This is a genomic window from Mycolicibacter nonchromogenicus (assembly GCF_002101775.1).
Classification (GTDB): domain Bacteria; phylum Actinomycetota; class Actinomycetes; order Mycobacteriales; family Mycobacteriaceae; genus Mycobacterium; species Mycobacterium nonchromogenicum.
Genome location: NZ_LQPI01000028.1, coordinates 94,163 through 108,435, shown reverse-complemented (window position 1 = coordinate 108,435; position 14,273 = coordinate 94,163). Strand labels below are relative to the sequence as shown.

At 68.7% G+C, this 14,273-nt stretch carries 16 protein-coding genes; 9 read left to right on the top strand and 7 right to left on the bottom strand.

All coding sequences use genetic code 11. The features are described from left to right. Nucleotides 1–56 precede the first annotated feature (56 nt). Both AWC18_RS04700 and AWC18_RS04695 read left to right on the top strand, forming a co-directional pair. Entirely contained in the window at nt 57–845 is a 789-nt protein-coding gene (locus AWC18_RS04700) for an alpha/beta fold hydrolase (protein WP_085137936.1), read from the top strand. 11 nt (nt 846–856) lie between these two features. Beyond that, nucleotides 857–1,153 carry an MGMT family protein gene (locus AWC18_RS04695; RefSeq protein WP_085137935.1) on the top strand — a complete coding sequence of 99 codons (297 nt, stop codon included), beginning with the start codon at nt 857–859 and terminating at the stop codon, nt 1,151–1,153. A gap of 122 nt (nt 1,154–1,275) precedes the next feature. Here AWC18_RS04695 and AWC18_RS04690 read toward each other — a convergent pair whose 3' ends face one another. The 3 genes from AWC18_RS04690 to AWC18_RS04680 all read right to left on the bottom strand — a co-directional run bounded on the left by AWC18_RS04690 (nt 1,276) and on the right by AWC18_RS04680 (nt 4,550). Beyond that, nucleotides 1,276–2,130, bottom strand: coding sequence for a TIGR02569 family protein (locus AWC18_RS04690; RefSeq protein WP_064999857.1), 855 nt, complete (start codon nt 2,128–2,130; stop codon nt 1,276–1,278). Nucleotides 2,131–2,251: 121 nt separating this feature from the next. Then, nucleotides 2,252–3,430: an adenylyltransferase/sulfurtransferase MoeZ gene (gene moeZ / locus AWC18_RS04685; protein ID WP_109559987.1), complete on the bottom strand. Its 1,179-nt coding sequence runs from the start codon at nt 3,428–3,430 to the stop codon at nt 2,252–2,254. Between the two features lie 85 nt (nt 3,431–3,515). Then, complete coding sequence (locus AWC18_RS04680; RefSeq protein WP_064999865.1) at nt 3,516–4,550, bottom strand: DUF3152 domain-containing protein; 1,035 nt, start codon at nt 4,548–4,550, stop codon at nt 3,516–3,518. 202 nt (nt 4,551–4,752) lie between these two features. Here AWC18_RS04680 and fasR point away from each other — a divergent pair, with 202 nt between their 5' ends. Next, nucleotides 4,753–5,439, top strand: coding sequence for an HTH-type transcriptional activator FasR (gene fasR, locus AWC18_RS04675; protein ID WP_085137934.1), 687 nt, complete (start codon nt 4,753–4,755; stop codon nt 5,437–5,439). Here fasR and AWC18_RS04670 read toward each other — a convergent pair. Next, nucleotides 5,429–5,683, bottom strand: coding sequence for a DUF3107 domain-containing protein (locus AWC18_RS04670; protein WP_085137933.1), 255 nt, complete (start codon nt 5,681–5,683; stop codon nt 5,429–5,431). The two genes, fasR and AWC18_RS04670, sit on opposite strands and share 11 nt — an antisense overlap. Before the next feature lie 107 nt (nt 5,684–5,790). Then, on the bottom strand, nt 5,791–6,486 hold the full coding sequence (locus tag AWC18_RS04665; protein ID WP_085137932.1) for a ferritin-like fold-containing protein: 696 nt from the start codon (nt 6,484–6,486) through the stop codon (nt 5,791–5,793). A 254-nt stretch (nt 6,487–6,740) separates the two neighbouring features. On the opposite strand from AWC18_RS04665, the gene AWC18_RS04660 reads away from it, so the two are divergent. Together AWC18_RS04660 and AWC18_RS04655 are read left to right on the top strand one after the other, a co-directional pair. Further along, complete coding sequence (locus tag AWC18_RS04660; RefSeq protein WP_085137930.1) at nt 6,741–8,255, top strand: DEAD/DEAH box helicase; 1,515 nt, start codon at nt 6,741–6,743, stop codon at nt 8,253–8,255. Between the two features lie 14 nt (nt 8,256–8,269). Next, nucleotides 8,270–9,505, top strand: a complete 1,236-nt coding sequence (locus AWC18_RS04655) for an Rv3212 family protein (protein ID WP_085137928.1) — start codon at nt 8,270–8,272, stop codon at nt 9,503–9,505. Nucleotides 9,506–9,631: 126 nt separating this feature from the next. Here AWC18_RS04655 and AWC18_RS04650 read toward each other — a convergent pair whose 3' ends face one another. Then, on the bottom strand, nt 9,632–10,423 hold the full coding sequence (locus AWC18_RS04650; RefSeq protein ID WP_420093308.1) for a ParA family protein: 792 nt from the start codon (nt 10,421–10,423) through the stop codon (nt 9,632–9,634). An 86-nt stretch (nt 10,424–10,509) separates the two neighbouring features. On the opposite strand from AWC18_RS04650, the gene AWC18_RS04645 reads away from it, so the two are divergent. Both AWC18_RS04645 and AWC18_RS04640 read left to right on the top strand, forming a co-directional pair. After that, nucleotides 10,510–11,106 carry an acid phosphatase gene (locus AWC18_RS04645; RefSeq protein WP_085137923.1) on the top strand — a complete coding sequence of 199 codons (597 nt, stop codon included), beginning with the start codon at nt 10,510–10,512 and terminating at the stop codon, nt 11,104–11,106. Between the two features lie 3 nt (nt 11,107–11,109). Next, a complete protein-coding gene (locus AWC18_RS04640) occupies nt 11,110–12,225 on the top strand; it encodes an isochorismate synthase (RefSeq protein WP_085137921.1) in 1,116 nt (371 codons plus the stop codon). On the opposite strand, the gene AWC18_RS04635 is transcribed toward AWC18_RS04640, so the two are convergent. Next, on the bottom strand, nt 12,185–12,577 hold the full coding sequence (locus AWC18_RS04635; protein ID WP_085137919.1) for a hypothetical protein: 393 nt from the start codon (nt 12,575–12,577) through the stop codon (nt 12,185–12,187). The two genes, AWC18_RS04640 and AWC18_RS04635, sit on opposite strands and share 41 nt — an antisense overlap. Before the next feature lie 55 nt (nt 12,578–12,632). Between AWC18_RS04635 and AWC18_RS04630 the strand changes: the two genes are divergently transcribed. Further along, nucleotides 12,633–13,595, top strand: coding sequence for a diacylglycerol/lipid kinase family protein (locus AWC18_RS04630; protein WP_085137917.1), 963 nt, complete (start codon nt 12,633–12,635; stop codon nt 13,593–13,595). A gap of 255 nt (nt 13,596–13,850) precedes the next feature. Then, nucleotides 13,851–14,105 carry a WhiB family transcriptional regulator gene (locus AWC18_RS04625; protein WP_024443658.1) on the top strand — a complete coding sequence of 85 codons (255 nt, stop codon included), beginning with the start codon at nt 13,851–13,853 and terminating at the stop codon, nt 14,103–14,105. Nucleotides 14,106–14,273 lie beyond the last annotated feature (168 nt).

Sequence of the window (14,273 nt, the reverse complement as noted above, 5' to 3'; positions counted from 1 at the left end):
CGCCTATAACAGCACTGCCCTCCGACAAGTAGGGGCGCGGCTGGCACCATCGACGGGTGAATTCCGATCATCGACTGCATGTGCACCGCTACGGCCCGGACGGGCCGGTGGGGCTGCTGGCGGTCCACGGGCTGACCGGTCACGGGGCCCGCTGGCGCTACGTGGCCGAGCATCTGCCCGACGTCGCCATCGCCGCGCCGGACCTGATCGGCCACGGCCACTCGTCGTGGGCGGCCCCCTGGACCATCGAGTCCAACATCGCCGCGCTGGTCGCGCTGCTGGAGAGCACCGCAGATGGCCCGGTTCCGGTGGTCGCGCACTCGTTCGGCGGTGCGATAGCGCTGCACCTGGCCGCGACACGGCCCGACCTCGTCGACGCGCTGATTCTGCTCGACCCCGCTATCGGCCTGGACGGCGAGTGGATGGCCACGATCGCCGCCGCGATGCTGGCCTCCCCCGACTATCCCGACCCCGCCGAGGCGCGGGCCGAGAAGGAGAACGGCGCCTGGTCCGACGTGGATCCCGGCCTGCTCGACATCGAACTCGACGAGCACCTGATCTCGCTGCCCTCGGGCCGCTTCGGTTGGCGCATCAGTGTCCCCGCGGTGATGTCCTACTGGAGCGAGTTGGCCCGCCCGACCGTGCTGCCGCAGTCCACGCCGACCACCGTGGTGCGGGCCACCCGCACCTCGCCGCCGTATGTGCACTCCGCGCTCGTCGACGGTTTGCGGGACCGGCTGGGGGCAAAGTTCGAAGTGGTCGACTTCGACTGCAATCACATGGTCGACCAAGCCCGTCCCGCCGAGGCTGCCGCCGTGATCCGCACGCAGCTGGACCGCCGCTAGGAGCGCGGTTCGTGGCGGCCGTCACCGACGAACAGGTCGAGCGGGTACGCGCGCTGATTCTCAGCGTGCCCGCCGGCCGGGTCACCACCTATGGCGATGTCGCCTCCGCGGCAGGGCTTTCCAGCCCCCGCATCGTGGGCTGGATACTGCGGATCGACGGCACTGACCTGCCCTGGCACCGGGTGGTCCCGGCGTCGGGGCGACCGACGGCACACCTGCGCACCGAGCAGCTGGAACGTCTTCGGGCCGAAGGTGTCCTGGCGGTGGACGGGAAGGTGGATCTGCGCAGCCTGCGACACCGGTTCTGACGGCAGCACATTCACCGAGCGTGTACACAGTCCGAAAAACCGGCCGAAATCTCGGCCTGAGTTCACGTTCGGCGAACAAAAGAGGCGAACAAAAGCGAAGGACGAGCCGGGGGGTGAGAAACCTAGAGCGCCAGGCGAACCAACGCGGCCGTGCGGGCCAGCCCGGGGAAAGCCTCCTCGGTCGACCGCGGATGCAGCGCATGGACGGCAAGACGGAACATCAACGCGCGCAGCAACATCTGCGGCCACTCTGGCAGCGTCTCCCAGCGTTCGATCAGCCCGTCGTCGGCCTCGCCCCACGACAGGGCATCCACCACCACCACACCGGCAGCCCATGAGGCGGGCCGCCAGTAGGGCGTGATGTCGGTGATACCGGGCGCGGCGGCGCCGGAGAACAGCACGGTGCCGTAGAGGTCGCCGTGCACCAATTGGCTCGGGCTCTTGGTGGGCTTGCGCAAGGTGGCCAGCTGGTTGATCAGGTCGATCGATCGCTGGCCGTCCACCGATCCCGGGGCCAGCCGTGCGCCGGCCTGCAGCGAGGCGAACGGCCGTTCCTCCCAAGCCGCCCGGTCCGCGGCGATGAACACATCCACGTCGGCCCATGGCGCCACCGGTGCCTGGGTCAAGAATCGGGGGCGCTCCAGCTTGGAGGTGGCTTCGTGGAGCCGAACCGCCGCCGACACCACCTCGTCATGGCGCGGCTCGGGGCTGCCGGCTACGTAGGTGTCCGCGCGCCATCCCGACACCACGTAGCGTCCGTCGGTGGAGCGCACCGGGCGGGCCAGGCGGATGCCGTCGGCGAACAGGGTCTCGCGGACCTTCGCCGACCACGCGGCCCTGGCATGGTCGGCGACCATCGACAGGACCACTTCCCCGCACTTCCAGCCGTCTTCCCAGCCGGCACCAAGCGGGGTGGGCGGAACGTTGCGAATACCGAACGTCGCCAGCACATGTTCAGGCGGCGGCTCGATGGTCACGCGATAAGACTAACCGCGGTGATCGCAAGCACGGCGGAGCCGGGCGCGGCGGGTCACCGCCATTCACCCGGTGATCGTGGCGGATCACCGCCATTGGCCACGGTTCTGCCGCGCTGTTGCCCTAGTACATGACCATGTCGGGTTGCATCTGGTTGGCCCACGCCACAATTCCCCCCTGCAGGTGGACCGCATCGGCGAAGCCGGCCTTCTTCAGGGTTGCCAGGACCTGGGCCGAACGGACGCCGGTCTTGCAGTACAGCACCGACATTCGGTCCTGCGGCAGCTTCGCCAGACCCTCACCGGTGTTGATCGTCGACTGCGGGACCAACTGGGCGCCCTCGATGCGGTTGATCGCCCACTCCCCCGGCTCGCGCACATCGATCAGGGCCAGCGGTTGCCCGGAGTCCAGCAGCTCGCGCAGCTCGGCGGGAGTGATGGTGGACCCGGCAACCGCGGCGGCGGCCTCCTCAGGCACCACGCCGCAGAACTCGTCGTAGTCGACCAACTCGGTGATCGCCGGCGTGGCCGGGTCCTTACGGATCGCGATGGTGCGGTAGCTCATCTCCAGGGCGTCGTAGATCATCAGCCGCCCCAGCAGTGGTTGCCCGATACCGGTGATCAGCTTGATCGCCTCGGTGCCCATCACCGACCCGATAGAGGCGCACAACACCCCGAGCACCCCGCCCTCGGCACACGACGGCACCATGCCCGGCGGCGGCGGTTCGGGATACAGATCGCGGTAGTTGAGGCCGAGCCCGTTCGGCGCGTCCTCCCAGAACACCGACACCTGGCCCTCGAAGCGGTAAATGGAGCCCCAGATGTAGGGCTTGTGCGCCAGCACCGCCGCGTCGTTGACCAGGTAGCGGGTCGCGAAGTTGTCGGTGCCGTCCAGAATGAGGTCGTACTGCGCGAACAATTCGACGGCGTTGGACCGCTCCAGGCGCACCTGGTGCAGCTGCACGCGCACCAGCGGGTTGACCTCGGCGATCGAGTCGCGGGCGCTTTCGGCTTTGGTCCGGCCGATGTCGGAGACCCCGTGGATGACCTGACGCTGCAGGTTCGACTCTTCGACGACGTCGAAGTCGACGATCCCGATGGTGCCGACACCGGCGGCCGCCAGATACAGCAGCGTGGGCGCGCCCAGTCCGCCTGCACCGATCACCAGGACGCGAGCATTCTTGAGTCGCTTCTGCCCCTGCACGCCGACATCGGGAATGATCAAGTGGCGGCTGTAGCGCGCCACTTCATCCCTGGTCAGCTCGTCGGCCGGTTCCACCAGCGGCGGCAGTGATATCGGCACGGGGCAATCTCCTCAACGTCGCGTCCGCCAAGCCATCACAGCAGCTGGTGGGGGCAACGACAAACCGCGGGTGAAGCTTCCCGGTTCAGGCAATCGGAGAAGGCCAGGGGTTGAAGCGGCAGGTCTTGCCGTCCGGCTTGACCCACTCGGGGTCGAACTTCGAGGCGTCGTCGTTGGAGGTGCCGAATGTCTGCTGCATCATCACCGGCGCCAGCCCGTCCTGCTTGTCGCACGGTTCGTGGTGCTGATAACCGATGGCGTGTCCGACCTCGTGGTTGATCAGGTATTGCCGATAGGACCCGATGTCACCCTGGAACGGCACGGCACCGCGAACCCACCGGGCTTCGTTGATGAACACCCGCGGCTCCGACTTGGCCCCGTAGGACGGGTTGTAGCAGGACGCCTCCAGCGGGATCTCGTAGCCGCAGCCCTCCCGGACGGTGAGCGGCGACGTCAGCGAGATACGGAAGTCGGGGGTGATGGGACTGCTGGCGTCGATCCGCATGAAGCCGATCTGGGGGGTGTGCGTCCATCCCTTGGGATTGCGGAGGGTCTGGTCGACCATCCGGGCGAACGCCTCGTCGCCGCCGAAGGCCGTCGTGTCGATGCCGTTCTCCACCTCGATGGTGTAGGCGAACACCTTCTCGGTGCCCTGACCGAACGCCGGCTCGATGCCGGGTATGACGTGCCAGGACATGTCACCGGCTTCGGTGAACGGCCCGCCGTTCGGCAGCACTCCGGTCGGCAGGTTGACGTCGAACTCGGTGAGGCCGCGCGGCGGCGCGCCGATGATCGAGGTGCCCGCCGATCCGATCGTCGGCGGCCCCTGGATGGTGTCGTCGGGGACGGCGGTGCGCACTCCGGTGCCGGTCACGGCCTGATACACCACAACGACGGTCAGGGCCATGAGCACCGGCAGCGCATAGGCGCGCCATCCGTAGGTGGACACGAACCTGCCCAGCCAGGTCTGCTTACGCCACTGGCGGTGAACATCACGATCGGACCGCAGCCGCCCAGCACCGGCCGCGAGCGGGTCACGCTGGGCACGCAGTGGCTCGCGGAAGCGATCCCGCAGTACCGGGGTTCGACCGCCGCCGCTCCACCCCGGGTCGTAGGTCACCGTCCCAGAATGGCACAAGGTCTGCGAGCTGGGACTCTGCGGCACGCCCAGAGGTGTGCCGGGTGAAGTTCGAAATGGCGATCACAGCCGATTGTCGGATGTCGCTGGTGGTAGTGCCGGGTGCAGCGCGTAGTCTCGCTCTCACGCACCGGCCCTCGCGGACCCAGGTCCCAGGCGCCGGCCGAATCAGATTGAGGAGTCGATGAGCAAACCGATCGACACGGCAGAGCGGGACGGCGCCCAGCCGTCCGGCCGTCGCTCGAGCGGCGCCAAGGCGGCGACCGCCGGCGGCCGCCGGGGCAGCCGGCTCCCCCGCGACGAGCGCCGGGGTCAGCTGCTGATCGCCGCCAGTGATGTATTCGTCGACCGCGGCTACCACGCGGCCGGTATGGATGAGATCGCCGAGCGGGCCGGCGTCAGCAAACCGATCCTCTACCAGCACTTCGCGTCGAAGCTGGAGCTGTACCTCGCGGTCCTGGCCAGGCACGTGGAGAACCTGGTCTCCGGGGTCCGTCAGGCCCTGCGAACCACCACCGACAACCGCCAGCGGCTGCGTTCGGCGGTGCAGGCTTTCTTCGACTTCATCGAGCACGACAGCCAGGGCTATCGGCTGATCTTCGAGAACGACAACGTCGCCGAGCCGCAGGTCGCGGTCCAGGTGCGGGTGGCCACCGAGTCGTGCATCGATGCGATCTTCGACCTGGTCAGCCACGACTCCGGCCTGGATCCGCACCGCGCCCGGATGGTCGCGGTCGGACTGGTGGCGATCAGCGTTGACTGCGCGCGGTACTGGCTGGACAGTGACCGCCCGATCTCCAAGGACGACGCCGTCGATGGAACGGTGGCGTTCGCCTGGGGCGGTCTGTCACACGTGCCGCTTAACCGGTAGCGGCGTCGGCACCGATTCCGAAGCCGACCCGACGGCTGTCGGCGACACCGATCTCCACATAGGCGATCTTGGCGGCCTGCACCAGGAAGCGACGGCCCTTGTCGTCGGACAGGGCGAGCAATCCGGCGCCGTCTGCGCCGTTGCCCAACGCGGCTTCGACCAGCTTCTCGACCTCATCGGGCGTCTGCGTGCTCTTGATGACCAGTTCGCGCGCGCTGTCGGTGACCCCGATCTTGACCTCCACGCCTGCCCCTTTCGTTCGCGTTGGGCGTTGTTAAGCAGGCTAGTGGACGGGCACCCGGTTGGTGCGCACCGGCTGTTCGCCCTCGGCGATAGCCCGCGGTATGTCGGCTACGCGAGGCCCAGCTCGCGCATGCGTTCGTCGTGGGTGTGCTGCAGGCGGTCGAAGAATCCGGCCAGCTGCGCCAGCCCCGCTGCCCCCGACACCACCAGGTCGACGAGTTCGTCGCGCTCGGCCAACACGTACTGCGCCTGGGTGATCGCCTCACCGAGCAGGCGTCGCGACCACAACGCGAGCCGGCTGCGCTGTTTGGCGCTGGCCGTGACCGCGCTGCGCACCTCTTCGACGACGAACTGCGAATGCTTGGTCTCGGCGAGCACCGCACGCACCACATCGCCCACCTCGTCGGGCAGGCCGTCGGCGATCTGCAGGTAGAAGTCGGCGGCCATCGCGTCGCCGATGTAGGTCTTGACCAACGCCTCCAGCCACGTGCTGGGCATGGTCAGCCGATGGTAATTGTCAAGGGCGGTAGCGTATTTCGACATCGCCGAGACCACGTCCACACCGCGGCGCTCAAGAGCTTCACGAAGCAGTTCGAAGTGGCCCATCTCCGCGGCGGCCATCGCCGCCATCGAGATCCGGCCGCGCAGATCGGGCGCCATCCGGGCTTCGTCGGTGAGCCGGTAGAACGCGGCCACCTCGCCATAGGCCAGCACCGCGAAAAGCTCGTTGACACCGGGATGATCGGCGGACAGCCGCGGCGGGGAAGACTGCGCTTCCGCGTCGGCGGAGGGAACCGAATTCATCACCACACTGTATGCGTTCCGCGGCGGTGGCCCGATGCCCGGCCCGACCAGGTACTATGAGCATCAGGCAGTGCCTCTTCGGCGCTGCCGCGCAATGTGCGTACACGCGGTTGGCCCGCCTACTCGGCGAGTGCAGGGCCCCCGGCGGTGCCTCCCCGAATGGGCAAAGTATCGACCGTCGCAGTGTGTGCGCCCCGACCCGCACCGCGATCGACTGACATACCGCGCCGACTTCGAAAGGCATCTGCCCGCGCATGACCCCACTGATCTCCACCACCGTTCCCACCACTCCTCCGAGCTTCGCCGAACTGGGCGTTCGCGACGAAATCGTCCGCGCACTCGCCGAGAGCGGTATCGAGCACGCCTTCGCGATCCAGGAGCTGACGCTGCCGCTGGCCCTGGCCGGCGACGACCTGATCGGCCAGGCCCGCACCGGCATGGGCAAGACCTACGGCTTCGGCATTCCGCTGCTGCAGCGGGTCACCACCAGCCCGGACCGGCCGCTGACCGGCGCACCCCGAGCGTTGGTCGTGGTGCCCACCCGTGAGCTGTGCATCCAGGTCTCCGGCGACCTGGCCGACGCGGCCAAGTACCTGAGCGCCGGGGACCGTCCACTGTCGGTGCAGGCCATCTACGGCGGCCGGCCCTACGAACCGCAGATCGAGGCGCTGCAGGCCGGCGCCGACGTCGTGGTGGGCACCCCCGGCCGGTTGCTCGACCTGGCCCAGCAGGGACACCTGCAGCTGGGCGGCCTGTCGGTGCTGGTGCTCGACGAGGCCGACGAGATGCTGGACCTGGGCTTCTTGCCCGACATCGAGCGCATCCTGTCCCGCATCCCCGACGACCGGCAGTCGATGCTGTTCTCGGCCACCATGCCCGGCCCGATCATCACGCTGGCCCGCAGCTTCATGAATCAGCCGACCCACATCCGCGCCGAGGCGCCGCACTCCTCTGCGGTGCACGACGCCACCGAGCAGTTCGTCTACCGGGCCCACGCCCTGGACAAGGCGGAACTGGTGGCCCGGGTGCTGCAGGCCCGCGGCCGCGGCGCCACCATGATCTTCACCCGCACCAAGCGGACCGCCCAGAAGGTCGCCGATGACCTCAATGAGCGCGGATTCAAAGTGGGTGCGGTGCACGGCGACCTCAATCAGGTGGCCCGCGAGAAGGCGCTCAAGGCATTCCGCAACGGCGACATCGACGTGCTGGTGGCCACCGATGTGGCTGCCCGCGGCATCGACATCGACGACGTCACGCACGTCATCAACTACCAGTGCCCCGACGATGAGAAGACCTACGTGCACCGCATCGGCCGCACCGGACGCGCCGGCAAGACCGGCGTCGCCGTCACCCTGGTGGACTGGGATGAGCTGGCCCGCTGGTCACTGATCGACAAGGCCCTCAACCTGCGCTGCCCGGATCCCGCGGAGACCTACTCCAGCTCGCCGCACCTGTACACCGAGCTCAACATCCCCACCGACGCCGGCGGCTCCGTCGGCAAGGCGCGCCGGGCGCCGGCCAAGCGATCCGACGACGAGACCCGTGAGACGGCGGCAGACCGCCAGCGCGCGCCCCGCAACCCGAACCGGTCTCGCCGGCGCACCCGGGGCGGCGGTCAGGCGAATGCCGCCGACGGCGCCGCACCGAGCGCCGAGGCGGGCGCGACCGGCACGGCCACGACCACCGAGGCCACCGGGCCCAGTGCGCCGCGGCGTCGCCGCCGTCGTCGGCCGAACAAGACCGCGGCCGCTGCCGCGAACGGCAGCTGAGCTAGGCCGCCGAGATGGTGCGACCCGAGCGCCGCACCTCCGGTGATCTGGTCGCGGCGGCCCTGATCGCGATCGTGATCGTCGTCGCGGGCGTGGTCATCTGGTGGACCAGCGATGCCCGCGCCACGATCAGCCGGCCGGCATCGGACTCGGCGACCAATCCCCCGTCGGCGGCGATGGTGCCGGCGGCGTTGTCACAGCTGTGGACGGCGCCCAGCCCGGCCACCTGGGCGCCGGTACTGGTCTCCGGCACGGTGATCACCGGTGACGGTCCGCGGATGAGCGGGCGTGACCCGGCCACCGGTGAGGAGCGCTGGAGCTATACCCGCGACGTCGACCTGTGCGCGGTGACCTGGATCTATCGTTACGCCGTCGCGGTCTATCCCGATTCCCGCGGCTGCGGCCAGGTCAGCGCGGTCGTGGCCGCCGACGGCCTGCGCGGACCGGCCCGAACCAGCTATGCCGACCGAACCGTGCGCGTCACCTCCGAGGGCAGCTCAATACTGTCTGCCGGCCCCACCCGCCTGGAACTGTGGCGTTCGGATCTGGTCCGAGTGATGTCCTACGGGGAGATCGATGCCCGGGTGAAACCGTCGGCGCGCGGCCGCGGACAGGGCTGCACCCTGGTCTCAGCGGCGGCGGCCTCCTCGGCGGTCTCGGTGCTGGAGTCCTGCCCGGGCCGCTCCGACCTGCAACTGACCCTGTTGCGCGCGGGTAAGGAAGAAGACGAGCCGGAGATCCAGCAGATCGCCGAGCGCGGAGTGACCGCGGACTCCGGTGCGCGGGTGCTGGCGGTGACCGACTCCGACACCGGCGCCAACACCGCCGTCTACCTGCCGACCCCACAGCCCCGGATCGAAGTGGTCGACCAGACGGGCACCACGATCGCCAAAACTCTGCTGCCGGCCAAGCCCACCCCCGAAAGCGCCGCACTGCCGGTATCGCGGCCCACCGGGCTGATCTGCTGGTGGACCGGCGACTCCGTGATGGCCTTCGACTCCGGAACGCTGACCTATCGCTACACCATCCCGGGGTCGGGAGCGGCGGTTCCGTTGGGGCCCGCGGCGCGGATGGCCGATCGCCTCCTGATCCCGGTGACCGGCGGGGTCGGTGTTTTCGACCAGAGCACCGGGGCACCGGAACGCATCATCCCGGTCAGCCGCCCGCCCGGAGTGTCGTCGGTGTTTCCGGCGGTGTCGGGTCCCACCGTGCTGGAGCAGCGCGGTGACACCGTGGTCGCGCTGGGCTGAGCCGCTGGGCTGAGCCGCTGCGCGAGCAGCTGGGCGAGCGTGCGCAGTTGCCCGTCACCGACCGGCGTGTCGCCGGACAGACACGCACGCTCGCCGGGGTGGGGAACCTCGCCGGGGTGGGGAAGGTTAGACCTCGGGAGTGAAAGTGGGCAGCGGCCTGTCGTTCTTCCAATACTCCAGCAATGCCTCGGCCAGCTGCCGATAAGCCTGCGCGCCCTTGTTCTTACGGGCGGCGATCACCGATGCGCCCGATGCGCTGGCCTCGGCGAAACGCACCGTCCGCGGGATCGGCGGAGCCAGTACCGGCAGGTCATAGCGGTCGGCGATGTCGAGCAACACGTCGCGGCTGTGGGTGGTGCGCGAGTCGTACAGCGTCGGCAGCGCGCCCAGCAGCCGCAGCTGGGGGTTGGTGATCTGCTGGACGTCGGAGACGGTACGCAGGAATTGGCCGACCCCTCGATGCGCCAGCGTCTCGCACTGCAGCGGCACGATCACCTCACCGGCCGCCGTGAGCCCGTTGAGGGTGAGCACACCCAGCGACGGCGGGCAGTCGATGACCACCACATCGAACTCGTCTTCCAGCTTGGCCAGCGCCCGCTTCAGGACGTACTCACGGCCGGCCCGCATCAGCAGCATCGCCTCGGCGCCGGCCAGGTCGATGTTGGCCGGCAACAGGGTCATCCCCTCGTCGGTCGGCACCAATGCCGTATTGGGCTCCACGTCGCCGAGCAGCACCTCGTGCACCGACACCGGCAGTTTGTCGGGATCATGCCCCAGCGAGAAGGTCAGACAGCCCTGCGGGTCGAGGTCCACCAGCAACACCCGCTGACCCAGTTCGGCCATCGCCGCGCCCAGCGAAGCCACCGTCGTAGTCTTGGCCACGCCGCCTTTCTGATTGGCGACCGCCAAGATCCGCATCCCCGTCACACCGACATACTGGCACGGCTTGCTTCCCGGAGCACCAAACGTGGGCCGATGTCCGCCGTCGGGCAGAATCGACGGGCGTGGGGATCGAGGAGCACCGCCTTCTGCTGCTGCGCCACGGGGAAACCGAGTGGTCCCGCAGCGGTCGCCACACCGGGCGCACCGATCTGGAGTTGACCGAGACGGGCCGTCGCCAAGCCGTTGCCGCCCGAGCGACCCTGGCCACGCTGGCGCTGAACAATCCGCTGGTGATCTGCAGCCCGCGCCACCGCGCCCAGACGACCGCTGAGCTGGCCGGACTGCACGTCGATGAGATCTCCGACGACCTCGCTGAGTGGGACTACGGCCGCTATGAGGGACTGACCACCGCGCAGATCCGCGAATCCGAATCCGACTGGCTGATCTGGACACACGGCAGCGCCGGCGGCGAGACGGTGGCCCAGGTCAGCGACCGGGCCGACCGGATGGTGGCGTTGGCACTGCGGCAGCTCACCTCACGTGACGTGGTGTTTGTCGGACACGGGCACTTCTCCCGGGCGGTGATCACGCGGTGGCTGGAGCTGCCGTTGGCCGACGGAGCACGATTCGCGATGGCCGCGGCCGCGGTCGCCGTGTGTGGTTTCGAGCACGGTGTGCGCCAGCTCATCGCCCTCGGCCTGACCGGACCGGGAGCCTGAGGGTTGCCGACACCGCCGTTTGTGCTGTCCGGCCCCTCCGGGACACTGTCGGCCGACGCGTTGACAGCCCAGTTCGCCGACGTCGCCGCCGCCCAGGCCGCTCTATCCTGCGGCGAAGCACCAATTGTGGTGGGTGCATTGCCTTTCCGCCCGGATGCCGCTGCGGCATTGTTCGTCCCGCGCGAGGTGCGGCGCGATGAGACGCTGCCCCTGCCACGGCACGCGACACTTCCGGCGGTCCGCATCGTCGAACAGATTCCACCGCCCGACGAGCACCGAGCCCGCATCCGCCGGGCCCTGGACGAATTGACCGCACCGCACAGCGCCCTGCAGAAGGTGGTGCTGGCCCGCGGGCTGCGCCTGGCTGCCGATGCCCCATTGGATGCCGGCACCCTGCTGCACCGACTGGTCGCCGCCGACCCGAGCGGCTACGGCTACCTGGTCGACTTGAGCGCTGCCGGGGAGGCTTATGCCGGCACCGTCTTGGTGGGCGCCAGTCCTGAGCTGTTGGTCGCCCGTGAAGGCGATCGGGTCATCTGCCGGCCCTTCGCCGGTTCGGCGCCGCGCTCCCCCGACCCTGCCCTCGACACCGCCAACGGAACCGCGCTGGCCGCGTCCGGAAAGAATCGCCACGAGCATCAGTTGGTCGTCGACCAGCTGCGTACGGCCCTCGGGCGACTGTGCACCGAACTCGACGTGGCACCGGAGCCACAGCTCAGCAGCACCTCCGCGGTGTGGCACCTGAACACCCCGATCACCGGAAGACTGCGCGACACTTCCACCACCGCACTGGATTTGGCGCTGGCACTGCATCCAACGGCCGCGGTCGGCGGCGTTCCGACCGCCGCGGCGGTCGACCTCATCACTGAGCTGGAGGGCGACCGGGGCTTCTACGCCGGCGCGGTCGGCTGGTGCGACGCCGACGGCGACGGCCGATGGGTGGTGTCGATCCGCTGCGCCCAACTGTCCGCCGATCGTCGATCTGCGCTGGCCCACGCCGGGGGCGGGATCGTCGCCGAATCCGACCCGGACGAGGAACTGGACGAAACCGTGACGAAGTTCGGCACGATCCTGTCGGCTATGGGCGTCGTTCCGCCCAGCGCAGCGCCGCCGGACTGAACAACGCCGCCAGCACCGCCACCGCCGCCACGCCGACCACCACGCCGTAACCCCAGCGGTGCGAACCCACTCCCAAGTACCAGGCGACCGGCAGCAGCAGCAGATTGGCGAAGACCGCGATACCGCGCCCGAACCGCCGGCCCCGCAGCAGCGCCCACCCGGCCGCCAAGACTGCGGCACCGATGAAGGCGAAATATGCGGCCGTGCCGTAGCCGTTGGCGTCATGCTGATCCGCGCCGGCCAAGGCCCGCAGCACCAGCACCACCGCGACAACCAGTGCGGCCGCGCCCTGCACAGCAACGATCAGGCCCGCGCCCAGTACAGCGCGCGGCAAGTCAGCGACGGCTTTCACGCCGCCAGCGTAACCACCCGGTCCATCTCCTCGGGTGCCCATAGACTCGTATCTCGTGCGCGCCGTGCTGATCGTGAACCCCAATGCCACATCCACCACGGCGGCGGGGCGCGACCTGCTCGCCCACGCACTCAAGAGCCGCCTCGACCTGACCGTGGTGCACACCGACTATCCCGGCCATGCCGCCGAGATCAGCCAGGCCGCGGCCCGGGACGGCATCGACATGGTGATCGCGCACGGCGGCGACGGGACCGTGCACGGCGTGGTCAACGGCCTGCTCGGGGCGCCGGGTTCGCCGCCACCGGCGCATGTGCCCGCGGTAGCGGTGGTGCCCGGCGGATCGGCGAACGTTTTCGCGCGTTCGCTGGGCCTCGCGGCCGACCCGATCGTCGCCACCAATCAGCTCATCGAGTTGATCAACCAACCGGCGGGCTCCGCGTGGCGCCGGATCGGTCTCATCGACTGCGGCGAGCGGTGGTCGGTCCTCAACGCGGGCATGGGACTCGACGGCGAAGTGGTGGCCGCGGTGGAAGCCCAACGCGAGAAGGGGCACGCCGTCACCCCGCTGCGCTACATCCGGGCGGCCGTCCCCACGGTGCTGGCCGCCACCCGGCGTCCGCCGACGTTGACACTGCAGCTGGGCGACGATCAACCGATCGACGGGGTGCATTTCGTGTTCGTTTCGAACTGCGCCCCGTGGACCTACGCCGACGAGCGATGCGTGTGGACCAACCCCGAAACCACTTTCGAGGCGGGAATGGGCGTGTTCGCGACCACCAGCCTGAGAGTTCTACCCACGCTGAGGCTAGTTCGGCAGATGCTGTCGAAACGGCCGAAGCTGAGCGCCAAACAACTCATCCGCGACGACGACGTGGCCATGTTACGGGTGGATGCCGGCGACACACCGATCGCGACGCAGATCGATGGCGAATATCTCGGATTGCGTGCCACTATGACGTTCCGCGCTGTTCCCGACGCGCTGGACGTCGTCGCGCCTCCAGTACAGGAATCCCGCTGACCTGCGGAGATAGCGCTCAAATCGCTTGATGAGCGCACAGTTGAGCCCACTGTAGTACATGCATGATGTGAACACTGGCACCAGCCCCGCGCAATCGTGACCTTGGCCACGTGATAACGCGCCCTCTTGACATCTGTCCAGGCTGTGAAACGATCGAACCATCGGATGCAAGCCGTAACAATTTCTTGCGCCGCGTATACACAGCCGAAATGTAAAGCGCATCCCGCTGCGCCCAAAGTAAGGAGTTGGAGACCTATGGATTGGCGCCACAAGGCGGTCTGTCGCGACGAGGACCCGGAGCTGTTCTTCCCGGTGGGAAACAGCGGGCCGGCTCTCGCCCAGATTGCTTCCGCTAAGCAGGTCTGCACCCGTTGCTCGGTGGTCACCGAGTGCCTGACCTGGGCGCTGGAGACCGGCCAGGACGCCGGCGTATGGGGAGGCATGAGCGAGGACGAGCGTCGCGCGCTCAAGCGCCGCAACGCTCGGACCCGGGCGCGCAGCGGGGTCTGATCTCAGACAGACAACGACGCGGCCCCGACTTGGTCGGGGCCGCGTCGTTTTTGTGTCGGGGTCGACCGGTTCTGAACTGGGCCGCGAGTTGGAATCTCACGACACGACACGCCCACCTCACGTCGTCAGATTCCAACTGGGCGCACCCAACGCACCCAACGAAGCCCA

What these genes read in the sequence shown, in the direction of transcription:
- fasR (WP_085137934.1), top strand. Translation starts at nt 4,753, where the DNA reads ATGAGCAAACCGATCGACACGGCAGAGCGGGACGGCGCCCAGCCGTCC.
- AWC18_RS04665 (WP_085137932.1), bottom strand. Translation starts at nt 6,486, where the DNA reads ATGAATTCGGTTCCCTCCGCCGACGCGGAAGCGCAGTCTTCCCCGCCG.
- AWC18_RS04660 (WP_085137930.1), top strand. Translation starts at nt 6,741, where the DNA reads ATGACCCCACTGATCTCCACCACCGTTCCCACCACTCCTCCGAGCTTC.
- AWC18_RS04655 (WP_085137928.1), top strand. Translation starts at nt 8,270, where the DNA reads ATGGTGCGACCCGAGCGCCGCACCTCCGGTGATCTGGTCGCGGCGGCC.
- AWC18_RS04650 (WP_420093308.1), bottom strand. Translation starts at nt 10,423, where the DNA reads ATGCGGATCTTGGCGGTCGCCAATCAGAAAGGCGGCGTGGCCAAGACT.
- AWC18_RS04625 (WP_024443658.1), top strand. Translation starts at nt 13,851, where the DNA reads ATGGATTGGCGCCACAAGGCGGTCTGTCGCGACGAGGACCCGGAGCTG.